Raw genomic sequence first — 25,578 nt, 5'->3', positions numbered from 1 at the left:
GTTGGTGACGGCGCGCAATACTGCACGGCGTGCACGATTCCCGGCGCGCTCGATCGTCGACTGAAGCTCTCGCCAGTGCGCTACTTCAACTGCCCGCGGATCTCTCCCGGCGGGTTGTTCGCGTTGTGCACGTTGATGTAGTACGCCTTCGGGTCCGCCTCGATGGCGGCGAGCACCATCGGATTGGCCGTCGTGCAGGTATCGACCTCGAAGCTCGTCGCGTTGACCACGGTGAGCGGCACCACCACGGGACCTGCGACATTGCGCGGTGCCACGTGGATGTGCGCGGCCGTCGCCGGAGATGACAGGCCGTCGACCTCGAGCGTGTAGCAGAGTTCGTCGCCGTCGATCTCGTAGCTGAACCAGCCGTGCGCTCCGAAGTTGTTCGGCGCGGGGCTCTCTTGTCCGCCGTTCAGCGGGATGGCGCCGGCGGCGTTCGCGGCGCCGGAGCCGGCGAAGGTGAACGCGGCGGCGGCGGCGATGGCGATGGCGGCGGTGCGGGTGCGGTTGGTCGCGTGCATGAGTTGTGCTCACTTCCTCGATTCACCCGCACGCTACGCCCACCGCGTGCAGACCTCAAGAGCGTCACCGTCAGGATCAGGGCTCGACGGATGCCCCGTGCTCGCGCAGCCACGCCAGCAGCACGGTCGCGTGGTTGACCTGTTCGTCGCGCGCACCGAAGAGCAGGGTCACCCGTTCGTGCTGGGTGCCGAGGTCGAGCAGGGAGCTCGCGGCATCGCCCGCGTCGAGTTCGTCACGGTAGCGTGCCGCGAACTCGTCGAACCGCTCGCGGTTGTGGTGCCACTCGGTGCGCAACTCGGGGGAGGGCGCGACGTCTTTGGCCCACAGGTCGAGTTCGGCCCGCTCCTTGCTGACGCCGCGGGGCCAGAGCCGGTCGACCAGGACCCGGAAGCCATCGGTCGCCTCGGCCGGGTCGTACACCCGCTTCATCGTGAACGCCATGTCACCGGGCCTCAATCCCTGCGACCGCGGCGCAGGCCGACCACGACGAGCGCGATCCCGGCGAGCGCGATGATCGGCCCGAGAACCGCCCAGAGCGTGGACCCGCTCATGGCACTGCCGCCGATGACCCCGAACCCCTGGAACATGAAGATCACGCCCATGAGCGCGACGATGGCGCCGATCATGACGAGGACGGGTTTGCTCATGCGGAGCAGCCTCGCGCACGCTGGGCCCCGACGCAAGGTGCCGTCGAAATCGGACCGAAGACCCGCACGGCAGACCCGCACGGCTCGATACGCTCGTGCCGTGACCACTGCGTCCCACCTCATGCGTGCGATCGTGCTCGACCGCTACGGGCAGCCCGAGCGCGTCCTGCGCCTCGCCGAGATCCCGCGCCCGGCGCCCGGCATGCGCGAGGTCGAGGTGCGCGTCGCGGCCGTGTCGCTCAACTCGTGGGATGTCGACCTCGTCATCGGCGAGGCACTCAACCGCATCGCCGCACCGTTCCGGCCTCAACATCGGATCGTCGGGTCGGATGTCGCGGGCGAGGTCGTTGCCGTCGGCGACGGCGTCACGCGGCACCGCGTGGGCGACCGGGTGTTCGGCGAGCTCACTGCGAGCGGTTGGGGCGGCTTCGCCGAGTACGTCGTCGCCCGCGAGGACGCTGTCGTGGCGCTGCCTGCCGCCGTCGACGACGTCACCGCCGCGGCGCTGCCGCAGGCGGCGAGCATGGCGCTGCAGGCGCTCGGCGACCGCGGCACTCTCGACGGACGGCGCGTGCTCATCGTCGGCGCCGGCGGGGGCGTCGGCACGTTCGCGCTGCAGCTCGCCACTGCGGCGGGCGCTCACGTCGCCGTCGTCGATCGAGCGGCGAAGCTCGACCGCCTGCGCGAGCTCGGGGCAACCGACTGCTTCGAGGCGGGTGCGATCCCAGCCGTGGCCGATGCGTTCGATCGCATCCTCGACGTCGTCGGCGCATTGTCGTCCGCCGAGCACCGGCGACTGCTCGCACCGCATGGCCAGGCGGTCGCGATCGGCGGCCGGCCCCGACGCATCCTGAGCTACGCGCTCGCCGGCGCGCGCAAGGCCGAACGCGACGGCGGCCGCGCCGTTCGCCTGCTCGCTGCCGTTCCGAACCGCGACCTGCCCGAGTTGGCAGCGCTCGTCGCTGCCGGATCACTTCGCGCGATCGTCGACGGTCCGCATCCGCTCGAGGCGGTGCCCCACCAGATGGATCGGCTGCGCGCCGGCGAGGTGTTCGGCAAGGTCGTCATCGTGCCGTAAGGGCTGCGCCGCCACTACGCGGCGACCGGCGCAACCCGCTCGGCGACGATCTGCTGCACGGCCGCTCGGCCCGCGCGGTTCGCGCCCACGGTCGACTGCGACGGCCCGTACCCGATGAGGAACAGCCGCGGCTCGTCGAGCGAGCGGCTGTCGGCGACGCGGAATCCACCGGCGGGCGTGCGCAGCTTCAACGGGGCGAGATGGTCGACGGCCGGCCGGAATCCGGTCGCCCAGAGGATGACGTCGGCCGCGAGGAGCGTTCCGTCGGGCATGCGGACGCCGTCCTCCTCGATCGCCGTGAACATCGGATGCCGCACCAGCACGCCGCGTGCCTGTGCCGCCCGCGCCCACGGCGTCCAATGCATGCCCGTGACCGAGATCACGCTGCCCGGCGGCAGGCCCTGTCGCACTCGCTCCTCGACGCCGGCGATCGCCGCACTTCGCGCAGGAAGATCGAAGTCCGCTTCCTCGACCCACTGCGGTTCGCGGCGCGTCATCCAGAGCGTCTCGGCGACGTGAGAGATCTCATCGAGCAGCTGGACCGCCGACACGCCCGCGCCGACGATGACGACGCGCCTGCCGGCGAACTCGTCGGCCGACACGTAGTCGGCGACGTGGAGCTGACGACCGTGGAATCGCTCGACGCCGGGGTAGTAGGGGCGGAAGGGGCGGGTCCACGTGCCGGTCGAGTTGATGACGTGGCGTGCAGCCCACGTGCGGCGGTCGGTCTCGACGAGCAGGCGCCCGTCGGGGTCGTCGTCGGCGCGCCGGACTGCCTGAACGTGGACCGGCCGTTGCACTTCGAGCCCGAAGTGCTGCTCGTACTCGGCGAAGTAGGGCGGCAGTGCATCGCGGCTCGCCGTCTGGGGATCGGCCGGCGGAACGGGGAATGCCGGCAACTCGTGGATGCCGTTCACCGTCGCCATCCGCAGCGACGCCCAGCGATGCTGCCACGCACCACCCGGTGCCGCGTTGGCGTCGAGCACGACGAACGTCTCGCCGGCACCCTGGTCGCGGGTGACCGGCGCGAAACCCCGCCGCTGCAGGTGGTACGCCGCCGAGAGCCCGGCCTGACCGGCGCCGATGACGGCGACATCCACGGCAATCGCATTCATACGTATGAAAAACGATGCGACGCGAGGTCGTATTCCATCGAATGCAGGACGAGCCCCGCGGGCGACCTCGACTCAGCGGGACCGTCGGCCACGGGGCATCCGCTCTGGTAGAGTATTGAGGTTGCCGTCATGACGGCCGCGCACAAAGAGAGCCCAGGCATTCGGCCACGGGCAGCGCGCAACGAAGAGAGAGGGGATCCCATCTATGGCACTCGAAGCAGACGTCAAGAAGGCGATCATCGAAGAGTACGCGACGCACCCCGGTGACACTGGATCCCCCGAGGTTCAGATCGCGCTGCTCACCAAGCGCATCAAGGACCTCACCGAGCACCTGAAGGAGCACAAGCACGACCACCACTCGCGTCGTGGCCTGCTGCTCCTCGTCGGTCAGCGTCGTCGTCTGCTCGGCTATCTCGCCGATGTCGACATCAACCGCTACCGCAAGCTCATCGAGCGTCTCGGGCTGCGCCGCTAAGCGGAGTCCTGTGCCGCATTCGAGCGGCAGCGCGGCTCTCGAAGACACCGCGAACTTCTTGCGAAGGCCCCCACCGTGCATGGCACGGGCGGGGGCCTTCGTCATTCCGTCACGCCGTGCGCGCCCGGTAGGCCCGCACCGCCATGCGGTTGCCGCAACGCGTGCTGCAGAACCGACGTGAGGCGTTCTTCGACATGTCGACGTAGAGGCTCTCGCAGTCGTCGGCGTCGCAGACGCGCAGGCGCGCCATCTCGTCGGCGCGGATGACATCGACGAAGGCCATCGCCGCCTCGACCATGATGCGGCGGGCGAGCGGGGCATCGATCTCGGTCGCGTGGATGTGCCAGTCGAGGTCGTCGTGGCGCACCAGTCGGGGGAGTGCTCGAGCATCGACGAGCAGGTCGTTGACCTCGTCGACCGCGTCGTCGCGGTCGAGCAACCAGAGCGCGCGCAGCCGTGAGCGGGCGCTGCGCACTTCGATGAGCTCGCGATCGTCGCCGTCGCGTCGCCCCGAGAATCTCCAGGCGTCGAGCAGGGCGGTCAGCTGCGCCGGCGTCGACAGTTCGTCGTCGCCGGAATCGGATGCCTCGGGCACGGTGTCGGCGAGTGCTGCGGCGAACCCGAGCGAGGCTTCGGTGTCATTGGTGAAAATCATTTGACTCCTGACGGATGTGCGGAGTAGTGTAACCAGCATAACGCGGTTCGGTCATGACATCGGCTGTGACTCGCGAACATCGCCACCAGCACACAGACCGATCAAGGGAGCGCCCGATGCGTGGATCACGCGGCATCATCGGAATCCTGCTCGGGCTCGCTTCGGGCCTAGCCTTCGGCGCGGGCGGGGCGGTCGTCAAGCCGTTGCTCGAAGCGGGTTGGTCGCCGGGGGCTGCGGTGTTCCTGCGGGTCTCGGTCGCGGCACTGCTGCTCATCGTGCCCGGCCTCATCGCGCTGCGATTCGACCTGCGCCCGCTCTGGCGCGCGAAGTGGACCGTGCTCGTCTACTCGGTCATCGCCGTCGCCGGAGTGCAGCTCGCCTTCTACGCCTCGATCGCCCGCATCCCCGTCAGCACCGCGCTCCTCATCGAGTACCTCGCGCCGGTGGCGCTCGTCGCGTTCGCCTGGGCGCGCACCCGCCGGGCACCGCAGTGGGTCGTGCTCGCGGGCTCCGTCGTCGCGATCGCGGGCCTCGTGCTCGTCATCGGCCCGGCGGGCGGCGCCATCGACCCGGTCGGCATCGCGCTCGCGGGCATCGCCATGCTCGGTGTCGCGGTCTACTACGTGCTCGGGGCGCGTGACGACCTGGGCGTGCCGCCCATCGCCCTCGCGGCGTCCGGCGTCTTCATCGGCGCCATCGTGCTCGGCCTCGCCGGACTCACGGGGCTCGTGCCGTTCGAGTTCGTGCTCACCGACATGTCGTTCCTCGGCGGCACCGCCCCATGGTGGGTGCTCGTGCTCACGGTCGGCGCCGTCTCGACCGCGTTCGCCTACGTCGCCGGCATCCAGGCCATCCGCATGCTCGGCACGAGGCTCGCGTCCTTCCTCGGCCTGTCCGAGGTCGTCTTCGCCGGCATCGTCGCCTGGGTGCTGCTCGGCGAGGCGATCGGTCCCGTGCAGATGCTCGGCGGAGTGCTCATCCTCGGCGGCATCGTCCTCGTGCGACTCGAGCGGCCCGCCGTCGAACCGGTGCCGCTCGAGATCGACCTCGTGCCCGTGTCGCGCACCGACAGCGGATCGTCGCACGCGCGCGAGCCCGAGCCCGAGTCCGCAGCAGCCGGCCATGTCCCCGGCCCCGCGACATCCGCTCGCATCGTCGACGGGCCGTAGACTCGCGCCATGCGTTTCGGCGTCGTCATCCTGCCCCAGTACGACTGGCCCGAGGCCGCGGTGCGATGGCGCCGCGCCGAAGAGTTCGGGTTCGACCACGCGTGGACCTACGACCACCTCTCATGGCGCGGGCTCGCCGGCGAGCGCTGGCACGCGACCGTGCCGACGCTGACCGCGGCGGCAACAGTGACGAGTCGCATCGGGCTCGGCACGTTCGTGGCTTCGCCCAACTTCCGGCATCCGGTACCGTTCGCGAAGGACATCGCGACCGTCGACCAGATCTCGGGTGGACGGGTGCTGCTCGGCCTCGGTTCCGGCGGCACCGGATTCGACGCCTACGTGCTCGGCCAGCCGCAGCTGACGCCGCGCGAGCGGTTCGCCCGCTTCGCGGAGTTCGCCGAGAGCCTCGACGCGCTGCTCCGATTCGAACGGGGTGCCGCCGACGGGGCATCCGGCATCTCGTTCGAAGGCGAGTGGTACACGGCAGCCGGCGCGCGCATGGTCGGCGAGCCCGCGCAGCGCCCCCGCATGCCGCTGCACCTCGCAGCGAACGGGCCGAAAGCGCTTGATCTCGCGGTGCGCATCGGCGACGGCTGGGTGACCACGGGCGGCGACCACGACGACGACGCCACGTGGTGGCGCAGCGTCGGTGACCTCATCCACCGACTCGACGACGCCTGCGCGGCGGCAGGGCGCGACCCGTCGACGATCGGCCGAACCCTATCGCTCGACGATGGGTCGCGCTACAGCCTCGCGAGTGCCGGGGCGTTCGACGAGGCCGTCGGGCGCGCCGCCGAGCTCGGCTACACCGACGTCGTCTCGCACTGGCCACGCGAGCACGGTCTCTACGCCGGCGACGAGTCGGTGCTCGACGAGGTGGCCGCGCGATTGCCCGCTCTGCGCGCGATAGCCTGATCCTCGTGCCCGCGCCCCGATCGAAGTCTCTGTTCGCCTGGGAGCCGTCTCCGTTCATCGTCGTCGGGGTGCTGCTGCTGGCGACCTCGATCGTGCGACCCGAAGCCCCGCCCTGGGTGTTGTGGCCGTTCGTCGCGCTGCTCGCGGTCGCGGTGGCGTGGCTCGCCGGCTCGCTTCTGCGCGGGGGCCGCAGCGCGAACCCCGACCAGTGGGGCGACCTGACGACCCTCGAGGGCCTCGAACTCGTCGACGCGCTGCACGTCGATCGCGGCGTACGCGCGGTGGCGCCGGTGTCCGACGTGCAGCGCCACCAGCCCGCGATCGAGCTCGCGCTGCTGCACGGCGGCACCCAGCAGCTCGCTGTGCTGGTGCCGCGGGCCAGTCGCTGGCTGTCTCGCCGCTACCGAATCGGGGTGCAACTCGTCGGCGGTGACCACCCTCGGCATGCCGGTTTCCTCGAGGAGGCGGCCGACGTGCGATGGCGAGATGCGCTCGACGCGATGCGGCAGCGGGGTCAGTACGTGCGCGTACCGGCCCTCATCGTGGGGAATGCCCGCCCATTCAAGGTGGAACTCGACCTCAGCGGACTCGAGCACGCGCTCGAGGCGCGGCCCGACCGCTGAGGCCGACGACCGAACGTCGTCGTCGGCTCAACCGTGTCGTCGGCGCGCGTCAGGCGGTGGGCTCGGCGGCTTCGGCCGCCTCGGCCTCGCGACGCGCGAGGTCGGCGCGCACCTGGTTCATGTCGAGCTCGCGCACCTGCGAGACGAGGTCGTCGAGTACCGGGCGCGGGAGTGCGCCAGCCTGGGCGAACACGCCGATGCCGTCCTTGAAGGCCATGATCGTCGGGATCGACGTGATGTTCATCGCCGCCGCGAGCTGCTGCTGCGCCTCGGTGTCGACCTTCGCGAACGTCATGTCGGGGTTCGCCTCGGCGGCGGCCTCGTAGTTGGGTGCGAACTGCAGGCAGGGGCCGCACCAGCTCGCCCAGAAGTCGACGAAGACGGTGCCTCCTTCGAGGATGGTCTTCTCGAAATCGTCAAGGGTGAGCGCAACGGTTGCCATGCATCCAGCCTAAGCGGAGGCGCTGAGTGCTCGCCCGGTGTTCGCTGGCAGCGACCCGGGCGGCGGTATGGTGAGGTCGTGGCGGCATTCGACGGGGTGCGCGGCGCATTCCGGCGCCGACCAGAGAACTCTGAATCGGCGGGTTCGGTCGAAGCGATCGATCAGGTCGTGGTCGACGACGCTCGCGCGCTCGACGAGGCCATTGCCGATCTCGACTGGCGGCGGCTGCCGCCCGGCACCGAGCGCAGTTGGTTCGACGCGCCGAGCGGGCGCCTCGCGCACATCGCGCTGGGCCCGACCGACGGGCATCGCATCGTCCTGGTCCCGGGTGCGACCGGCTCGAAGGAGGACTTCGTGCTCATGTTCCCGCTGTTCGCCGCAGCGGGATTCCGGGTCGAGTCGTACGATCTCGCCGGCCAGTACGAGTCGGCCGACGCCGGTCCGTGGAACCTCGACCCGCCGCGCACCCACTACGACGAGCGACTCTTCCTCGACGACCTGCTGGCAGTCCTCGACGACGGCGCCGGCCGTGCCCATGTGCTGGGCTACAGCTTCGCGGGAACGCTGGCCGAACTCGCCCTGCTCGAACGGCCCGACCGCTTCGCGAGCCTCACCCTGTTGAGCGCCCCGCCCGAGCCCGGGCAGGCGTTCCGCGGTGTCAAGCGCATCGGCCCGATCAGCGGCTTCACCAGCCCGCGGCAGGGGGCGGCCCTGATGCTCTGGGGCATCCGCAACAACCTGAACAAGGTGCCACCCGGTCGACTCGCGTTCGTGCGCGAGCGCTTCGCCCTCACCCGGCGCGAGAGCGTCGACGACATCATCGGCCTCATGATGCACACTCCCGACGTGCGAGCGCGCCTCGCTGCGACGCCCGTGCCGAAGCTCGTCGCGGTCGGCGAGCACGACCTCTGGCCGCGAGAGCTGCACGAGCGGTTCGCTCGAGAGATCGGCGCTCGCCTCGCCGTATACCGCACGGGGCACAGCCCGTGCGAGACGGCACCGCACCAGCTCGTGCGCGACATGACGGTGCTCTTCGCCGCGGCCTAGCCGCAGCTCTTCGGTCAGGCGAGCAGCGGTTCGTCGCCGTCGTGATCGCGGGTCGCCACCTCGGTCTCGGCAGCATCCCACACCCACGCCGGCGCCGTGCTGCGATCGGCGCGTCGCTCCTGCGGGGGCCATTCGCCCGATTCGACGTAGAGCGTATGGAATGCCATGCGCACTCGCCTGCCTATCGCCCCGAGGCTGTCGAACGGGCGCGCCGAAACCGAGACCGCGAGGCGCGGCTCGCGAACCACCGTCATGCCTGGTCGCAGCGACCAGGCGAGGTCGAGGTCGTCGTGCAGGTCGGCACGATCGCGGTGCACGTGGTGGCGAAGCTGCCGCCACGCGTCGGCGCGCAGTGCATAGTTCGAGCCGTAGATCGGCGGATGTCCCAACACCGCGCCGATCACCGTGAAGTACCCGCCGATGTAGAGGTTTCGGGCGATCCACCGAACCGCGGCGTTGTGCCCGTAGAACGTGCCGCCGTTGGTGAGGACGGTCGGCCGGTCGCGCAACGCCATGCGCCGCTCGATCTCGGCGATCCAATTCGGTGCGGGCACGGAATCGGCATCGAGTCGTGCAAGGATCTCGCCGCGGGCGGCGTCGAATCCGGCTGCGGTGGCCGGCCAGATGCCGCGAGTCGGCTCGGTGACCACGCGGACCCCCGCCGCATGGGCGACGTCGGGCGTGGCATCGGTCGAGCCGTTGTCGACGACGATGATCTCGTCGGCCGGGCGGGTCTGCCGAGCGAGCGCGTCGAGGCAGGCGGCGAGGAAGTCCGCGTCGTCGAGACTCGGAATGATGACCGAGATCGTGCCCATCACGGCGAGTCTAGCCACTGGCTCCCGCGCGCACGCACGATTTCTGCGCATGCCGAGGAGTTTCGTGCAAGGGCTTCTCTTGCGCGATCGATGCCCTTAGGCTCCCCCATAGCCGTGGCGCCCAAACAGGGCGCCCCAGTTGGAGGGAAGACAATGAAGTCACCTGTAACACGATCCCGCGGGATCGCGATCGCGACGGTCGCCGCCTTCGCGGTCGCGTTGATTCCGGTCGGCGCGGCGACGGCCGCACCGGCCGCGAAGTGCGACAACCGCAACAACAACACGATCGCGAAGCTGCTCGAGTGCGTCGACGCCGACGGTGCGATGGAGCACCTCGAGGCGTTCCAGGCGATCGCCGACGCGAACGGCGGCAACCGCGCTGCCGGGCTCCCCGGCTACGAGGCCAGCGTCGACTACGTCGTCGACACCCTCGAGGCCGCCGGATGGAACGTCTCGATCGACGAGTTCCCCTACACCTTCGTGGGCCCGTCGACGCTCGACCAGATCCTGCCGACGCCGGCGTCGTACCCCACCGGGCCGTTCACCGGCAGCGGGCCGGGCAACGTCACCGCCGCCGTGACGGCCGTCGACCTCCAGCTCGGTCTCGGGAACACCTCGACCAGCGGCTGCGAGGCGGCTGACTTCGCCGGCTTCCCGGCCGGAAACATCGCGCTCGTGCAGCGCGGCACGTGTCCGTTCGCCGACAAGGCCGTGAACGCGGAGGCCGCAGGAGCGGGCGGCGTGATCATCTTCAACCAGGGCAACCTCGCGTCCGACGACCGGCAGGGCCTGATCGTCGGCACCCTCGGCGGCCCGAACGTCGTCGGGATCCCCGTGGTGGGTGCGAGCTACGAGCAGGGCGTCGCGCTCTCGCAGGCCGGTTCCACGGCTCGCGTCTTCGTGCCGGCACCCGAGCAGCGTCCGCAGAAGAACGTCATCGCAGAGCTCCCCGGCACGAACGACGACAACGTCGTGATGGCAGGTGCGCACCTCGACTCGGTGCAGGCCGGCCCCGGCATCAACGACAACGGCAGCGGCTCCGCGGCGTTGCTCGACCTCGCGCAGAACATCTCCAAGCTCAAGCCGGAGAACACCATCCGCCTCGCGTGGTGGGGTGCCGAGGAATCGGGTCTCATCGGCTCCGAGGAGTACGTCGCCGAGCTCAGCCAGGAAGAGCAGGACCGCATCGCGCTGTACCTGAACTTCGACATGGTCGCCTCGCCGAACTACATCTTCATGGTGTACGACGGCAACGAGTCCGGCTGGCTGGCCCCCGAGGGCGTCCCGATCCCCGACGGCTCGACTGAGATCGAGAACCTGTTCGAGCGCTATTACACGAGCGTGGGCGAGCCCTACGACGACGCGCAGTTCAGCGGTCGCAGCGACTACGACGCGTTCATCCGCGTCGGAATCCCCGCTGGCGGACTGTTCACCGGTGCCGAGGTCGTCAAGACCGCGCAGCAGGAGGAGATCTGGGGCGGCATCGCGGGGGAGTCGTACGACCAGTGCTACCACCAGGTGTGCGACACGATCGACAACATCAACGAACACGCGATGGGCGTGAACGCCGATGCGGTCGCACTCGCCGTGCTCGCCTACTCCTACTCGACCGAGTCGGTGAACGGCGTTGCCGGCGTGGCGATCCCGGGTGGTCTGAACCTGCCTGCGGCGGCCGGACCCGAGGGCACGATCGGCGGCAACGCCGGCGGCCTCGACCACGACCACGACCACGGTCCGAGCGATCTCGACTGAGTCGCGCTGAATCAGCGAGGGCGGGGGTGCCGGATCGGCACCCCCGCCTTCGTGCGAAACGCGACAGGATCGACGGGAATAGATCGGTCGAGGCATCCGTTCTCGTCTATTGCATGCAAACGCATGGATCATGTCTCGGCCCAGGAGGGCGAAATGCAGTTCGGAATCTTCACCGTCACCGACATCACTCAAGACCCCACTACCGGGCGTACTCCGAGTGAGCACGAGCGCATCAAGGGCACCGTCGCGATCGCCAAGCACGCCGAGGAGGTGGGGCTCGATGTCTTCGCCCTCGGCGAGCACCACAACCCGCCGTTCTGGTCGTCATCGCCCACGACGACGCTCGCGAACATCGCAGGACAGACCTCGACCCTCCAGCTCTCCACGGCGACCACGCTGATCACCACGAACGACCCGGTGAAGCTCGCGGAAGACTATGCGATGCTGCAGCACGTGTCCGACGGCCGCGTCGACCTCATGCTCGGTCGCGGCAACACCGGCCCCGTCTACCCCTGGTTCGGCCAGGACATCCGGCAGGGCCTGCCGCTCGCCCTCGAGAACTACGAGCTCCTCCACCGCCTGTGGCGCGAAGACGTCGTCGATTGGTCTGGCAAGTTCCGCACCCCCTTGCAGGGGTTCACGGCCACGCCGCGACCGCTCGATGACGTGCCGCCGTTCGTCTGGCACGGCTCGATCCGCACGCCCGAGGTCGCCGACCAGGCCGCCTTCTACGGCGACGGGTTCTTCGCGAACCACATCTTCTGGCCTGCATCGCACACACAGCGCATGATCGCGCTCTACCGGCAGCGGTTCGAGCACCACGGCCACGGCACCGCCGCGCAGGCGATCGTCGGACTCGGCGGACAGGTCTTCATGCGCAAGAACTCGCAGGACGCCGTCAACGAGTTCCGCCCCTACTTCGACAACGCGCCGGTGTACGGTCACGGACCGAGCCTCGAAGACTTCACGCAGCAGACGCCCCTCACCGTCGGCAGCCCGCAGGAGGTCGTCGACAAGACGCTCGGGTTCCGCGACTACGTCGGCGACTACCAGCGCCAGCTCTGGCTCATCGATCACGCCGGCCTGCCGTTGAAGACCGTGCTCGAGCAGCTCGACCTGCTGGGTGAGGAGGTCGTGCCGGTGCTGCGCAAGGAGTTCGCGAAGAATCGTCCGGCCGAAGTCCCGGATGCCCCGACCCACGCGTCGCTCGTGCAGGCGAAGTACGGCGACCAGGCGCCCCGCCAGGCCACGCCGAACGCGAACCGCGGCGACAACCTCACCCTCGGGTCGCCGTACCAGGACACCGCGGTCGTCGACTCCTCGAAGCCCGGCTCGGCCTTCGGCGCCGCCGCCACCCGCAAGGAGTTCGTGCGATGACCACCAAGCGCATCGTCATCATCTCGGCCGGCCTCTCGACGCCGAGTTCCACCCGCCAGCTGGCCGACCGAATGACCGCCGACGCAGTGTCGATCATGCGTGAGCGCGGTGTCGAGGTCGAGGCCCAGGTGTTCGAGCTGCGCGACCTCGCGCACGACATCACGAACCACCTGCTCCTGGGCTTCGCCCCGCCGAAGCTGCAGGAGGCGCTCGACGCGGTGGCGACGGCCGACGGGCTCATCGCGGTCACGCCGATCTTCTCGACGAGCTATGCGGGCCTGTTCAAATCGTTCATCGACGTGATCGACCCGCAAGCGCTCACCGACCTGCCGGTGCTCATCGGTGCGACGGGCGGTACGTCTCGTCACTCCCTCGCGATCGACTACGCGATCCGGCCGCTGTTCACCTACCTGCACGCGATCCCGGTCACGACCGGCGTGTTCGCCGCGACCAGCGACTGGGGCAACGGCGGCGACGGAGTGCGTTCACTGCCCGACCGCATCTTCCGCGGAGCGAAGGAGTTCGCCGAACTCGTCGAGCGCACCGACCGATCAGACCTCGTGTCGGACCCGTTCGCGCTCGACCGTCCGGTCGGTCACCTCGTCGGTGGGTTCACCGGGGAGTAGGTCGGCCTTCCGGCGGCCGCTCGGCCTCACTTCGGGACCCGTTCGTGCTCGCCTGTTCCCTGGAGCACGTCGTCGAAGGTCTCGCGGGGGCGGGTGGGAACCTGCCCCGTGACTTCGCCACTCCGACTCGGCGCATCGATGCGACGGCCCCGTCGCGCCGCGGCGTGGTGTGCGCGACGGTCCTGCCGGGCCGCGGCGTGGTGTGCGCGACGGTCCTGCCGGGCCGCGGCGTGGTGTGCGCGACGCTGCTGCCGGACGACGGAGCGCTGCGCACGACGGCCCTTGCGCACCGCCGCATGCAGGGCGCGCCGGTGCGCGCGGGTCGGAACGGGGCCGCGCGTATCAGGCCAGTCGTGATCGACGACCGTGTCCGTCGGTCCGTCGTCCTTGCCGGTCTGCCTGCCGCGCCACCAGGGTGCCCACCACAGCGCGGTGCCGCCGGCCCATCCGACGATGAGGAGGTCGGCGATCTGGCCGGTCACGGGCGCCGATTGCATGAACGCGAGCGCGGTGATCGCCGACGCCAGGCCGGTCGCGGCTGCCGTCCATGCGATCGGCATGGCGTTTCGCAGCGGGTCGCGGGTGAGGCCACCGACCAGCGTGGCGGCGATCGCCGCGCCGATGATCGTGGCGCCGAGGACATGCCAGACGACGGCGGACCATCCGAGCGAGTTCGTCCAGCTGATTCTCACGGGAGCGAGCGACGCGATGGGGGTCGTCAGGAGCGTGGTGAACGCGATCGCCCCGACGGCACCGAGCACGGCGAAGACGATCGGACCGGAAGGTCTGCGTGCAAGGGTGACCGGCACGGTCTGGAGCGCATGCGCGGCCGCTTCGCCGACGGCGATGAACGCGATGAGGATCACCCAGTAGAGCACCTCGTCGATGCCGAACAACGCGACGACGGTGACGAGCGTCACGGCGAGGGCGATGGTGGCGCCCACCAGGGCGACGCGTCCACTCCGCGCCCGCCACTCGGCCCAGGTGATCACATCGCGTGTCCAGGGTCGGGTGGTGGTGTGCGCGAGGATCTGGCGGTCGTGACGACGCTTCGACTGCACGGCTGCCGCGAGTCGGATGACGATGAGCGCGACGGCCAGCGCCGTCAGCACGTACGCGATGACGGTGGTGTCGCCGACCTCCTGCAGCTCGGGCGTCGAGCTCATGGGCCACACGGTCACTGCGCTGGCGGCGATCAGGCCGGCCAGCAGGATCAGGCGCGGCATGGAGATGAAGGCGGGTAGGAGCACCGCGATCGGGCGCAGCAGCCAGTGCAGGAACCGCTTGGGAGACGTCGCCCGTTCACCGTGGGTCAGCGCACTCGACGCCGCGCGCAGCGTGCGCGAGACGATGGCCACTCGATACGAGTCCGACAACGCGTCGAAGCCCTGCGTGCCGCGCACGAATCGCTCGCGCGTCGCCTGGGTCCGGGGGACGTCCCGCCGCGCCGGGAGCCCGAGGAGCGTGAGCTGCTCCATGTTCGTGTCCTGGTCGGTGTCCGCGGCGCTCGCGACGGGAGCGGCGTCGAGTTGAGCGAGGAGTTCGCGGTGCACCCGCGCGAGGATCGCGGCCTCGTCCTCGGCGGCGGCGGCCGTCTGCCCGTCGGAGTCCGAGTCGGAGTCGGAGGGCGGCGATTCGGGCGCAGTCGGGAGCGATGAGAAGAATTCGACGATCCCGGACGCGGCGTCGAGCCGTCCCCACCACCAGTCGTTGAGGCGCCAATCGCGGCTCAGGAAGCCGGCGATGTTCGCGGCCCTGAGACCGGCGAGCTTGGCCGTCGAACGGAGGCTCTGCTCATCGAGCAGGTTGCCGACCGTGACGGCGTCGAGCTCGCGTGCGCGGTGGGCGAGGGCCGAGCGGTAGCCCCGAAGCAACTGGTCCTCCATGAGCCGCCGGTACTCGAGCGGCTGCGCCGGCTGCACGTCGGAGCCGATGCGGTGGAAGCGCACCGATGAGATCGGCTGTGGGATGCCGCTGCCACCGAACAACAGCGGCAACTGGCGGGCGGTGAGTGGATGCTCGGGGTGACTTTCGAGGCGCGACCACGGCGTCCGCAACCAGCGCTCCTTCGCCCTGGTCGCCTTGATCGTCTCCGACGTCGCGAGCAGCCACCGGATGATGCCGTCGAGCTCGTCCCATGCCTCAGCAAGATGCCCGCCACTGCGCGCGTCGGCCGCGAACCAGCTCGTCACGACACCGTGGGCGTCGAGCGGGCTCAGGGTGCCGCCCGCCCGCTGCGCGTTCATGCGGTCCTTCGCGCTCTCGAGCGTGGCGAGGATCGCCTCGTCGCGCGCCAGGGTCGCCGCTCGGATGACTCGGCTGAGCCTGCGTCGCACGAGAGCGCGAGGCGCAACCGCCGGCAGCGGCTCGACGCTCGGATCCATTCGGCTGCCCTCGCGGTCGACCGGATGGCGCCGGTCCTCGTCGCCGATCGGTGCGGGCGCGAGCGATGCGTCGAGGACGCCGTCGAGTTCGCCGAGCACGCGATCGTGGAAGGCCGTCTGCTCGATCGCCCTGATCCAGCTGAGGGCGGCCATGCTCGCGTCCACGAGTGCTTGTCGCCCACGAGCGGTGGCGAGACGGTCGGTCCGGTGTGGCGAGCGACCCGACTCATGCTCGATCGTGGGGTCGTGCAGCCGGTCGGCCTCGTCTCGGAACGCCGCTTCGACGTGCACGATGCTGAGGCGGTCGAGTGCCAGCAGCTCGGGTCGCTGGGCCAGGTCGGTGCCGAGCAGCCACTCGCCGGGATGCAGGAGGGATGGGACGAGCAGTTCGAAATCGCTCAACGCCCGGTACCCGGCATACGCGGCTGCGGCCCGCTCTTCCGACTCCGCATCGAGCGAGCTCCCGTCCATTCGTTCGGCGAGCAGTTCATTCCGCGCTTTCGCGACGCTGGTCGTCGCGCGCACCAGATCGACCTCTTCGATCTCGTCGTCGCGCGATTCCCGGGCACTGCGCTTGCGCAGCGCTGCGACGATCGTGCTCATGACCCGCGAGCCGACGTCGTCGCGCACCGTGGCGGCGTCGGTGCGGAACGCAGGTGCGGCGCCACCGTCCGTCATCGGCGTGCGCAGGAGGGTCGGACGGCTCGACGCATAGGCGGTGGGGCGCCGGAAGAGCGCCGCCGTCTCCTTCGGGGACGGGTCGAGGTAGAGGATCGCTCGGTTGCTGTGCTCGTCGGCCGGCATGTTCCGAACCGCGTTCAGCGCGCGATCGATCGGGATGTTGTCCAGGATGCCGCCGTCGGCGACTCGGAACGGATGCGTCGCGGCATCCTCTCGATGCGCATTGAACACCATGCGCATGTCAGGTGCGTCGAGCGCTTCGCAGGGATCGCGAGGGGAGGCCCAGCCGTGTGCGCCGGCGAGCGGGTCGCGACCCGAGTAGATGAGCGCGGGCTCGAAGATGAACGGGAACGAGGAGGTCGAGCGTGCGGCGTACGCGATGCGCGCGATGTCGGCGAGATCGCGCGCGTCCAGCGGGTCCGTGTAGCGCGGGGGGACGGCTCGATCGTCGAGGGCATCGTGCCCGCCGACGAACCGGAACTGCGCTCGACCTTCGGCCGTCGTGCGGTCGCTCGAGTCGACGGCATCGAGGAGGGTCGCCGAGAGGTCGACGACGACCTGGTCGGCGCGCAAGGGACTCACCGGGTCGCGACCGTCGATGATCTTCAGGATCTCGTGGGAGAGCTGCGGCCAGAAGTATCCGTCGCCGCGCATGATCGCATCGAACCGGCTCGGATCGCCCGTCTGCAGGAGCCCCCAGGCGGAGCCTGCCTCCAGCCAGGTGTCGAGCATGGTGTCGAAGCCGACCCCCGCCCGCTGCGCGACCGCGTACAGCACTCCGTTCAGGCCTCCCGCGCTCGCGCCGGCGAGCACATCGAACTCGACGCGGTCGTACCCGCGCGACCTGAGCAATCGCGCGTACTCCGACGCCCTGCGCACGAGATTCGGATCGGCGCCCCCACGTCCGCGCTCCTTCGCGTCGGTCTTGTGAAGCAGGATCGCGCGGCACGTGCCGTCGTCGTCGAAGAGGCGGATGCGCCGGAGGATGTCGAGTTCGGCCACCGCGCCCCCGATCCACACCGCCAGGCTGAGTCCGCCCTTCATCGCAAGTGCGATGCGCAGCGTTCGACGGTGCCAGGGTTGCAATTTCGCGATCCGGTCGGGCAGCAATGCCCGGTCGGCCGGTGTGCCGTCGGGCGAGAGGTCGTGGAACGTCGCGCGGCGAGGGCCATCCGACCCCGAGAACGAGGTCGATCCGTCGCCTGGCGGATCTTCGAGATCCAGCTCGATGAATCCCACATCGGAACGTCGCCCGCTCATGCGCGCCTCCCGTACGTAGAACATGAGAGACCTTCAGCAGGAATCTACGCCCTCCCGGGGCGGGAGCGTCAGTGTCGACCCTGAATCGCCTCATCCCGCCCGTCGCGTGATCAACCGATCGACGAGCAGTCCGAGCATGATCGCGAGTGGGATCGAGATGGCGACCGCGAGGATCGGGTTGTCACTGAAGGCGCTGCCGATCACGGCGCCGATCGCGACGTTGTAGCACGCCCATGCCAGCCCGGCGGCCGCCGACAGGGGGAGATACCGCCGCAGCGGCACGCGACCGGCGCCGGCGGCGAGGTTGACGGCGATCCGGGCGAAGGGCACGTAGCGAGCGGTGAACACGAGCACCGCGGTGCGGCGGTGCACGGCGCGCCGAACTCGCGCGATGGCCGCCCCGACCCGCCCTTCACGCTGCCACCGCCACCGGTCGAGGCCGACCCTCCGACCGATGAGGTAGCAGAGCGCATCGCCGACGACGGCACCCGCGGCCGCGACCGGGATGATGAGCCACCACGACGGGGCGCCGGTCGCGGTGCCGAGCGCCCCGAGCGCAACCACCGCGGTCTCACTCGGCAGCACCACGAGGAACGCGTCGCCGACGACCAGGGCGAAGAGCGTCGGGACGAGCCAGGGTGACGCGGCAACGCCCTCGATCCATGCCTCATCCACGCGTCAGTTCTCTCATCGCGAGGTGAACAGCCGGTGTTCGCGTGGTGTCGTCAGGGCCGATGAGCAGCCGGCTGGAACCAGAGATGAGATTTCCTCGTGATAGGGGTGACGAATCGCCCCGGTCGGAGTAGCCTCAGCACGGGGGCGCGGCGTTGGACGCCGCGAAATGCCGCGCGCTTTCCGATCGGGGCGGGACACGAGGCCATGCGGGGTCCGGGTGCACGCGCCACCGCACGCGATATCCGATCGGAAGGACTGTCATGAGCATTCGTCGCACCCTGGTGGCGCTCGCCGCCGCCGCGGGACTCGTTCTGGTGGGCGCAAGTCCAGCCATGGCGGGCGGAAACCCGCATTTCATCAAGAACGCCACGAGCGCGTCGATCGACGGGGTTTCGCTCGTCGTCGAGTTCAAGGAGGCCGGCCTGTCTTCGGGCGCGGTCGAGACGATCGTGGTGTCTGCTGACCTCGAGGCTCTGTACCAGTGCGTCAACGGCGGCGGCAACGTGCCGAGCGACCCGAAGAAGACGGTGTTCGACGACAGAGTGTCGGAGAGCGGAGTCTTCACCGCCGGTCAGAACGGCAACCTCATCGGTTCGCTGACCCTCGACCCGCCCGACGCCGATGCCGTGCTCGACTGCCCGGGTGGCCAGACGTCGACCCTGGTCTCGGTGATCTGGTCGAACGTCAGGATCGATGACACGACGAGCGGCGCGAGTCTCTCGCTGAGGGGCGTCTTCACCGGTCCCTGATCGAACCCTCGCACGCGACGACGGTGGGGAGGTCTGGGAGGCCCTCCCCACCGCCTCTGCCGAGTCGCGTCAGTCGTCGAGCACGAAGCTGACCTCGAGCACCACGGACCAGGCCGTGATCTTCCCCTCGGTCGCCTCGACCTTCTGCTCCTTGACCCACGCGCCACTCACATGGCGCAGCGTCTGCGCGGCACGCTCGATGCCGACCGCGACGGCGTCCTCGAAGCTCTTCTCCGACCGGACGGTGATGGTGGTGACGCGTGCGACGGATGACATGGTGTTCCTCCTCGAACTGGCGGAAATTGCCGGTGGACGTGCGTCCACGCCCATCATGCGCCCTTCCGCGCGCGAGCGCGAGGGTTGACGAGCGGATGCCTCGGGCTGTCCATTCGGTGCACCTCGGAGAACGGCATCCGACGACTGGGTGAACCCTCGGCGCATCGGGGCCGTTTCGGCGGGATCGGCGGATCGCGCACCCCACGCTTGAAGCGTGAAGGTCGTCCTCCTCGCAGAATCGTTCCTCCCGCACATGAACGGCGTGACGCACTCACTGCTGCAGGTGCTGCGCCACCTCGAGCGACGCGGCCATGACGCGCTCGTGGTCGCACCGCGATCCGGGCCGATCGACCGGACCCTCTACGGTGCCGAGCCCGTGCTCCTCCCGTCGGTACCCCTGCCGAGCTACCCCGACGTGCGCGTGACGTTGGCGAGCACCCACAAGCTCGCCACGATCCTTCGCGGGCACGAAGCCGACGTCGTGCACCTCGCATCGCCCTTCGTGCTCGGTTGGCGTGGCGTCCTGGCGGCCGAGGCGGCCGACATCCCGTCGGTCGCGGTGTACCAGACCGACATCCCCTCGTACGCCGAGCGCTACGGCATCCCCGGTGCCGCCCCGGTCCTGACCCGTCACCTCGGCAAGCTGCACCGCCGCGCCGATCTCACCCTCGCGCCGTCGACCTCGGCGCTCGACCGCCTGGAATCCCTCGGCGTCGACCGCCTGGCACTCTGGCGTCGCGGAGTCGACACCGAGCGGTTCGCGCCCGGGCGGCGCAGCCGCCGGTGGCGCCGCGAGGTTGCGCCCGACGGCGAGATCGTGGTCGGCTACGTCGGCCGACTCGCGCCCGAGAAGCAGGTCGAGGATCTCCGGGTGATCGCGGACCTCCCGGGGGTGCGTCTCGTCATCGTCGGCGACGGCCCCGACCGGCCGGCGCTCGAGCGTCTCCTACCCACTGCGCACTTCGCCGGATTCCTCGGCGGCGACGAACTGGCCCGCGCCATGGCGAGCTTCGACGTGTTCGTGCACCCCGGCGAGAGCGAGACGTTCTGCCAGACGATCCAGGAGGCGATGGCGAGCGGGGTTCCCGTGGTCGCAACGGGTGCCGGCGGCCCCCTCGACCTCGTGCACTCGAGCCGCGACGGCTGGCTCTACCGTCCGGGCGACCTCGCCGAGCTGCGCAGCCGCGTGCTCGACCTCACGGGCGACGACGCGAAGCGACGGGCGTTCTCGGTGCGTGCCCGCGAGGCCGTCGCCGGTCGCGGATGGGATCGCCTCGGCGACGAGCTCATCGAGCACTACGAAGGGGCCGTCGCGCTGCGACGCGCGACACGTGGCGAGCGGGTCGGCCGGGTGCGCCGCACCCGCGACGCCGTCTCGCGGTCGGCGGTCGGCGAACGAGCGGCGGATGTCCCGACATCCGCCCCGATCGCATCACCGCGCTGGCGGCGCTACGTCGCCGTCGGGGACTCGCTCACCGAAGGGCTGTGCGACGCCTCCCGCGTGCCCGCGGGGGAGTACCGCGGTTGGGCCGACCGGCTCGCCATGCTCCTCGCGCTCACGACCCCCGCCGCCGAGCAGGTCGGCTACGCCAACCTCGCCGTGCGCAGCCGCAGGGTCGACGACGCCGTCACCGTGCAGATGCCCCACGCGGTCGGGCTCGGCGCCGATCTCGTGACCGTGCTGATCGGCGCGAACGACCTCGTAGGTCGTCGTGTCGAACCCGATGCGCTCGCCGACCGGCTCGATGCCGCGGTCAGGAAGCTGCGAGCGACCGGCTGCGATGTGCTGCTCGTGACGCCGTTCATGCCGCGCCGACCCGCCACCCGGCTCTTCGCCGCGCGCTTCGCACGTTTCAACGCGCGGCTGCGCGCGCTCGCCGCCGAGACCGGCTCGATGCTGGTCGACGTCGACACGATGCCCGAACTCGTCGGTCACGACCGATGGGCCGAGGATCGGGTGCACCTGAACTCAGCCGGTCACCGAGGTCTCGCGTACGCGGCGGCGCGGGTGCTCGGCGTGCCCGACGCGCAGGAGCTCGGTGCGCTCGAGCGCGCGGTGCACGCGGTGGAACCGGTCGACGAGGTGAGCGACGACCGCACGGTCGGCGACCTCGAGTGGCTGCGCCGACACGCGGCGCCGTGGATCGTGCGTCGTCTGCAGGGTCGAACGGCCGGCGACGGCCGCGTCGCGAAGCGTCCGGACCTGCTGCCGATCGCCGTCGCGGCGGATCCATCGCCTGGGCCGACACCGATGCGGCGGGCCCGTCGGCTCGGGTGACGCCCCGCTGAACGGCTTAGCCGCTCTTGCGGCGGAACTCGCGTTTGTGGTCGACCGGTCCGTGCGTGCCCTGGGCGCCGGAGCCCCCGTCGAGGTGCGACTCACCCTCGCGTTGCTTCGAGGCCTTGTTCTTGCGCTCGAGCGCCTCGCGGAACTTGCGCTTCGTCTCGTCGGACGGGCCGGTCGTCTGGTCTTCGTCGGACGTCATGGGTTCGAGTCTGGCATGAATGCCGCTGCCACGTCGTGCGGGAGATGCGCACGTGTCGAGTCGCGGAAGGGACATCCGCTGTTCACAGGCGGAAAATGAGCCCTCTGCTAGCATTGTGGAGGTTGCCCGATGGGCAGCAACTGGAGCCCGCCTGAAAACGGGCCCCCATGGAGCAGGCCGGCAGGAAGCTGGTCCCCTGTGGTGGATCACCGAGCACGGATCGGTGGACTTCTACTGGTGGCCAGCGTGAACGCAAGCTCTTGCGGTTCGTAATGCCTGTTCCTGCTCCTCTGTATGAGTCGTGCCCACACGGGGTGCGACGGTAAACAAAGGAGACGACCTCTTGGAAGGTCCTGAAATCACGTTCGCCGAAACCGTCATCGACAATGGCAAGTTCGGCACGCGTACCATCCGCTTCGAGACCGGACGCCTCGCCCAGCAGGCGCAGGGTTCGGCCGTCGCCTACATCGACGACGAGACGATGCTGCTCTCGGCGACGTCGGTGTCGAAGCAGCCGAAGGAGCACTTCGACTTCTTCCCGCTCACGATCGACGTCGAAGAGCGCATGTACGCCGCAGGCCGCATCCCCGGCTCGTTCTTCCGCCGCGAGGGCCGCCCCTCGACCGAAGCGATCCTCACCTGCCGCCTGATCGACCGCCCCCTGCGCCCCTCGTTCGTCGAGGGCCTCCGCAACGAGGTGCAGGTCGTCGTCACCGTGCTCGCCATCGAGCCCGACGAGCTCTACGACGTGCTCGCGATCAACGCCGCGTCGCTCTCGACCCAGCTCTCGGGCCTGCCGTTCTCGGGTCCCGTCGCCGGTGTACGCGTTGCGCTCATCGACGGCCATTGGGTCGCCTTCCCGAAGCACACCCAGCTCGAGGAAGCCGTGTTCAGCATGGTCGTCGCGGGCCGTGTCGTGACCGAGGCCGACGGCTCGCAGGACGTCGCGATCATGATGATCGAGGCCGAGGCCACCGACAACGCCTGGAACCTCATCCAGGCCGGTGCCGTCAAGCCCGACGAGACCGTCATCGCGCAGGGCATCGAGGCGTCGAAGCCGTTCATCAAGCAGCTCGTCGAGGCGCAGGAGCAGGTCGCCAAGACCGCTGCGAAGCCGACCGCCGCCTACCCGACCTTCCCGCCGTACCAGGTCGAGACCTACGACGTCGTCGCGGGCCTCGCCTACGACGACCTCAAGGGCATCTACCAGATCGCCGAGAAGGTCGCCCGCCAAGACGCCGACGACGCGCTCAAGTCTCGCGTCAAGGAGCAGGTCGCAGCCAAGGTCGAGGCGGGCGAGCTGCCCGAGTCGGCCAACGCCGAGGTGTCGGCCGCCTACAAGTCGGTCACGAAGCTCGTCGTGCGCTCGCGCGTGCTCGAAGAGGGCGTGCGCATCGACGGACGCGGCCTCGCCGACATCCGCCCGCTCGACGCTGAGGTGCAGGTCGTGCCCCGCGTGCACGGCTCGGCCATCTTCCAGCGCGGCGAGACCCAGATCCTGGGCGTCACCACGCTGAACATGCTGAAGCTCGAGCAGCAGATCGACTCGCTGAGCCCGGTCACCAAGAAGCGCTACATGCACAACTACAACTTCCCGCCGTACTCGACCGGTGAGACCGGTCGAGTCGGGTCGCCGAAGCGTCGCGAGATCGGGCACGGCGCCCTCGCCGAGCGCGCGCTCGTGCCGGTGCTGCCCACGCGCGAGGAGTTCCCGTACGCGATCCGTCAGGTCTCCGAGGCGCTCAGTTCGAACGGCTCGACCTCGATGGGCTCGGTCTGCGCCTCGACCCTGTCGCTGCTCAACGCCGGTGTGCCGCTGCGCGCTCCCGTCGCGGGCATCGCGATGGGCCTCATCTCCGACACCGTGAACGGCGAGACCCGCTATGCGGCGCTCACCGACATCCTCGGTGCCGAAGACGCCCTCGGCGACATGGACTTCAAGGTCGCCGGTACGTCGGAGTTCGTCACGGCGATCCAGCTCGACACGAAGCTCGACGGCATCCCCGCGTCGGTGCTGGCCGGCGCGCTGACGCAGGCGAAGGACGCACGCACGACGATCCTCGCCGTGCTGAACGCCGCCATCGACGGCCCCGATGAGATGGCCCCGACCGCGCCCCGCGTGATCAGCGTGCAGATCCCCGTCGACAAGATCGGCGAGCTGATCGGCCCGAAGGGCAAGACGATCAACGCGATCCAAGACGAGACCGGCGCCGACATCTCGATCGAAGAGGATGGCACCGTCTACATCGGCGCGACCGACGGCCCCTCGGCCGAGGCCGCCCGTGCCCAGGTCAACGCGATCGCCAACCCGACCAATCCCGAGGTCGGCGAGCAGTTCCTCGGCACCGTCGTGAAGATCGCCGCCTTCGGCGCGTTCGTCTCGCTGCTGCCCGGCAAGGACGGCCTGCTCCACATCAGCGAGGTGCGCAAGCTCGCCGGTGGCAAGCGTGTCGAGAACGTCGAAGACGTGCTCGGCGTGGGTCAGAAGATCCTCGTCGAGATCACGAAGATCGACGACCGCGGCAAGCTCTCGCTCGCCCCGGTGCTGGCTGAAGAGGCCGACACCAACGGTCGCGAGACGACGCACACGCACGCCGAGGCTCCGGCCGAAGGCGCCGACGTCGAGGTCTGATCGAAGCAGCGAAACCAGCGGATGCCCCGCCCGAGAACCTCGGGCGGGGCATCCGCTGTCTGCGCGCCGGACGCGATGCGGCCCGAATCGCCGTCGGCGGTATCGACGCGGCCACCGATGGTGGCGACCGCAGCAACGCTACGCCGACGGGGCGGGAGCGGTGCTGCCGCGCACGACGAGCGACGGCGAGACCGTCGTCGGATCGGGGGTGGTGGCGGGGTCGGCGATGTAGTCGAGCAGGTGATCGACGGCGAGCCGGCCGATCTCTTCGAACGGCTGGGCCACGGTCGTGAGCGCCGGGCTGCAATAGGCGGCGAGTGCGATGTCGTCGACGCCGACCACCGAGACGTCGTGCGGTACGCGCCGTCCTTGCTCGTGCAGTGCGCGGATGAGCCCGAACGCCATCTCGTCGCTCGCGACGAAGACCGCCGTGACCTCGGGCATACGCGTGAGCAGGAGGCCTGCCTGGTAGCCGGACTCGGGCGACCAGTCGCCGCGCACGATCGGCGGAGCCTCGCGGCCGGCCTCAGTGAGCACGGCATGCCAGGCGGTCTCGCGCTCGCCCGCTTCGACCCATTCGGCCGGGCCCGCGACATGCCAGACGGTTTCGTGGCCGAGTTCGAGCAGGTGCTCGGTCGCGAGGCGGCCGACGGCGAACTGGTCGACCGCGACGACCTGCGTGGAGGCCGACCTGGAACCGTCGATCGTGACGGTCGGGATGCGGCGGCTGATCTCTTCGGTCGCGGCGCTGCCCGCGATGACGGGCACCGCGAGCACGATGCCCTCGACGGCCTGCTCGGCGAGGCGTGACATGGAGTCGGCGATCGACTCGGGTGCGAGCGAGGTCGTGGTGGCCACGCTCACGCTGTATCCGGCCGCGCGTGCGGCTCGCTCCATGCCGTAGCCGATGACGGCGCTCGAGAAGTTGAGGGTCGGCATGCTGACGACGCCGATGGTACGGCTGCGCCCCGACGAGAGCATGCTCGCGGCGGCGTTGCGGCGGTAGCCCAGCTGGGAAACGGCCGCCTCGACCTTGGCGCGGGTGCGGGCGGTGACGTTCGGATGGTTGCTGAGGGCGCGCGAGACCGTTTGCTTCGAGACGCCCGCGAGCGCGGCGACATCGCCCATGTCGGGGGTGCGGCCGGTGGTGGCGCGTTCGTTGCTCATCGATGCTCCT

General features: G+C 69.8%; 24 protein-coding genes. 12 read left to right on the top strand and 12 right to left on the bottom strand.

The annotated features are described in order from the left end of the window. Nucleotides 1-80: 80 nt before the first annotated feature. From LSF15_RS00550 to LSF15_RS00540, 3 genes are all read right to left on the bottom strand, one after another. Complete coding sequence (locus tag LSF15_RS00550; protein ID WP_232496579.1) at nt 81-521, bottom strand: CHRD domain-containing protein; 441 nt, start codon at nt 519-521, stop codon at nt 81-83. A 76-nt stretch (nt 522-597) separates the two neighbouring features. Continuing rightward, nucleotides 598-963 (bottom strand): DUF488 domain-containing protein, encoded by a 366-nt coding sequence (locus tag LSF15_RS00545; protein ID WP_232496578.1) that lies wholly within the window; start codon nt 961-963, stop codon nt 598-600. 11 nt (nt 964-974) lie between these two features. Continuing rightward, nucleotides 975-1,169, bottom strand: coding sequence for a hypothetical protein (locus LSF15_RS00540; protein ID WP_232496577.1), 195 nt, complete (start codon nt 1,167-1,169; stop codon nt 975-977). Nucleotides 1,170-1,269: 100 nt separating this feature from the next. Here LSF15_RS00540 and LSF15_RS00535 point away from each other — a divergent pair, with 100 nt between their 5' ends. Further along, the gene (locus LSF15_RS00535) at nt 1,270-2,247 is read left to right on the top strand and encodes an NAD(P)-dependent alcohol dehydrogenase (protein ID WP_232496576.1); all 978 of its coding nucleotides are present in this window, start codon (nt 1,270-1,272) and stop codon (nt 2,245-2,247) included. Nucleotides 2,248-2,261: 14 nt separating this feature from the next. Here LSF15_RS00535 and LSF15_RS00530 read toward each other — a convergent pair whose 3' ends face one another. Beyond that, a complete protein-coding gene (locus tag LSF15_RS00530) occupies nt 2,262-3,362 on the bottom strand; it encodes an NAD(P)-binding domain-containing protein (protein ID WP_232496575.1) in 1,101 nt (366 codons plus the stop codon). Nucleotides 3,363-3,567: 205 nt separating this feature from the next. Between LSF15_RS00530 and rpsO the strand changes: the two genes are divergently transcribed. Beyond that, the gene (gene rpsO, locus LSF15_RS00525) at nt 3,568-3,837 is read left to right on the top strand and encodes a 30S ribosomal protein S15 (RefSeq protein ID WP_056658110.1); all 270 of its coding nucleotides are present in this window, start codon (nt 3,568-3,570) and stop codon (nt 3,835-3,837) included. 109 nt (nt 3,838-3,946) lie between these two features. Here rpsO and LSF15_RS00520 read toward each other — a convergent pair whose 3' ends face one another. Continuing rightward, nucleotides 3,947-4,492, bottom strand: coding sequence for a CGNR zinc finger domain-containing protein (locus LSF15_RS00520; protein ID WP_232496574.1), 546 nt, complete (start codon nt 4,490-4,492; stop codon nt 3,947-3,949). 116 nt (nt 4,493-4,608) lie between these two features. Between LSF15_RS00520 and LSF15_RS00515 the strand changes: the two genes are divergently transcribed. Genes LSF15_RS00515 through LSF15_RS00505 form a run of 3 tightly spaced genes read left to right on the top strand, consistent with a single transcriptional unit; the run spans nt 4,609 to nt 7,199 of the window. Continuing rightward, on the top strand, nt 4,609-5,661 hold the full coding sequence (locus LSF15_RS00515) for an EamA family transporter (protein WP_232496573.1): 1,053 nt from the start codon (nt 4,609-4,611) through the stop codon (nt 5,659-5,661). A gap of 9 nt (nt 5,662-5,670) precedes the next feature. Beyond that, a complete protein-coding gene (locus tag LSF15_RS00510) occupies nt 5,671-6,576 on the top strand; it encodes an LLM class flavin-dependent oxidoreductase (RefSeq protein WP_232496572.1) in 906 nt (301 codons plus the stop codon). Between the two features lie 5 nt (nt 6,577-6,581). Beyond that, nucleotides 6,582-7,199, top strand: coding sequence for a hypothetical protein (locus LSF15_RS00505; protein ID WP_232496571.1), 618 nt, complete (start codon nt 6,582-6,584; stop codon nt 7,197-7,199). Nucleotides 7,200-7,248: 49 nt separating this feature from the next. Here the strand turns inward: LSF15_RS00505 and LSF15_RS00500 are convergent, their stop codons facing one another. Then, nucleotides 7,249-7,641 (bottom strand): thioredoxin family protein, encoded by a 393-nt coding sequence (locus tag LSF15_RS00500; protein ID WP_232496570.1) that lies wholly within the window; start codon nt 7,639-7,641, stop codon nt 7,249-7,251. Between the two features lie 156 nt (nt 7,642-7,797). On the opposite strand from LSF15_RS00500, the gene LSF15_RS00495 reads away from it, so the two are divergent. Next, nucleotides 7,798-8,688, top strand: a complete 891-nt coding sequence (locus LSF15_RS00495; protein WP_232496954.1) for an alpha/beta fold hydrolase — start codon at nt 7,798-7,800, stop codon at nt 8,686-8,688. A gap of 14 nt (nt 8,689-8,702) precedes the next feature. Here the strand turns inward: LSF15_RS00495 and LSF15_RS00490 are convergent, their stop codons facing one another. After that, complete coding sequence (locus LSF15_RS00490; RefSeq protein WP_232496569.1) at nt 8,703-9,503, bottom strand: glycosyltransferase family 2 protein; 801 nt, start codon at nt 9,501-9,503, stop codon at nt 8,703-8,705. 153 nt (nt 9,504-9,656) lie between these two features. On the opposite strand from LSF15_RS00490, the gene LSF15_RS00485 reads away from it, so the two are divergent. The 3 genes from LSF15_RS00485 (at nt 9,657) to LSF15_RS00475 (ending at nt 13,258) form a co-directional block, all read left to right on the top strand. Next, a complete protein-coding gene (locus tag LSF15_RS00485; RefSeq protein WP_232496568.1) occupies nt 9,657-11,255 on the top strand; it encodes a M28 family peptidase in 1,599 nt (532 codons plus the stop codon). Nucleotides 11,256-11,408: 153 nt separating this feature from the next. Beyond that, a complete protein-coding gene (locus LSF15_RS00480) occupies nt 11,409-12,632 on the top strand; it encodes an LLM class flavin-dependent oxidoreductase (RefSeq protein ID WP_232496567.1) in 1,224 nt (407 codons plus the stop codon). Next, nucleotides 12,629-13,258 carry an FMN reductase gene (locus LSF15_RS00475; RefSeq protein WP_232496566.1) on the top strand — a complete coding sequence of 210 codons (630 nt, stop codon included), beginning with the start codon at nt 12,629-12,631 and terminating at the stop codon, nt 13,256-13,258. The genes LSF15_RS00480 and LSF15_RS00475 overlap by 4 nt, the downstream gene beginning before the upstream one ends. Nucleotides 13,259-13,284: 26 nt before the next feature. Here the strand turns inward: LSF15_RS00475 and LSF15_RS00470 are convergent, their stop codons facing one another. Both LSF15_RS00470 and LSF15_RS00465 read right to left on the bottom strand, forming a co-directional pair. Continuing rightward, complete coding sequence (locus LSF15_RS00470) at nt 13,285-17,583, bottom strand: DUF3376 domain-containing protein (RefSeq protein ID WP_232496565.1); 4,299 nt, start codon at nt 17,581-17,583, stop codon at nt 13,285-13,287. 90 nt (nt 17,584-17,673) lie between these two features. Further along, nucleotides 17,674-18,258 carry a DedA family protein gene (locus LSF15_RS00465; protein WP_232496564.1) on the bottom strand — a complete coding sequence of 195 codons (585 nt, stop codon included), beginning with the start codon at nt 18,256-18,258 and terminating at the stop codon, nt 17,674-17,676. Between the two features lie 260 nt (nt 18,259-18,518). Here LSF15_RS00465 and LSF15_RS00460 point away from each other — a divergent pair, with 260 nt between their 5' ends. Beyond that, nucleotides 18,519-19,007 carry a hypothetical protein gene (locus LSF15_RS00460; protein WP_232496563.1) on the top strand — a complete coding sequence of 163 codons (489 nt, stop codon included), beginning with the start codon at nt 18,519-18,521 and terminating at the stop codon, nt 19,005-19,007. Nucleotides 19,008-19,076: 69 nt separating this feature from the next. Here LSF15_RS00460 and LSF15_RS00455 read toward each other — a convergent pair whose 3' ends face one another. After that, complete coding sequence (locus LSF15_RS00455; protein WP_232496562.1) at nt 19,077-19,283, bottom strand: dodecin family protein; 207 nt, start codon at nt 19,281-19,283, stop codon at nt 19,077-19,079. Nucleotides 19,284-19,497: 214 nt separating this feature from the next. On the opposite strand from LSF15_RS00455, the gene LSF15_RS00450 reads away from it, so the two are divergent. Further along, nucleotides 19,498-21,561, top strand: coding sequence for a glycosyltransferase (locus LSF15_RS00450; RefSeq protein WP_232496561.1), 2,064 nt, complete (start codon nt 19,498-19,500; stop codon nt 21,559-21,561). A gap of 16 nt (nt 21,562-21,577) precedes the next feature. Here the strand turns inward: LSF15_RS00450 and LSF15_RS00445 are convergent, their stop codons facing one another. Next, a complete protein-coding gene (locus tag LSF15_RS00445; protein ID WP_232496560.1) occupies nt 21,578-21,769 on the bottom strand; it encodes a DUF5302 domain-containing protein in 192 nt (63 codons plus the stop codon). A 343-nt stretch (nt 21,770-22,112) separates the two neighbouring features. On the opposite strand from LSF15_RS00445, the gene LSF15_RS00440 reads away from it, so the two are divergent. Next, on the top strand, nt 22,113-24,401 hold the full coding sequence (locus LSF15_RS00440; protein ID WP_232496559.1) for a polyribonucleotide nucleotidyltransferase: 2,289 nt from the start codon (nt 22,113-22,115) through the stop codon (nt 24,399-24,401). A gap of 138 nt (nt 24,402-24,539) precedes the next feature. On the opposite strand, the gene LSF15_RS00435 is transcribed toward LSF15_RS00440, so the two are convergent. Next, on the bottom strand, nt 24,540-25,568 hold the full coding sequence (locus LSF15_RS00435; protein ID WP_232496558.1) for a LacI family DNA-binding transcriptional regulator: 1,029 nt from the start codon (nt 25,566-25,568) through the stop codon (nt 24,540-24,542). Nucleotides 25,569-25,578 lie beyond the last annotated feature (10 nt).

It is taken from the genome of Agromyces humatus, from assembly GCF_021228295.1.
GTDB lineage: Bacteria > Actinomycetota > Actinomycetes > Actinomycetales > Microbacteriaceae > Agromyces > Agromyces humatus.
The sequence above is the reverse complement of the archived record's forward strand: the minus strand, read 5'-3'. Positions and strand labels throughout refer to the sequence as shown.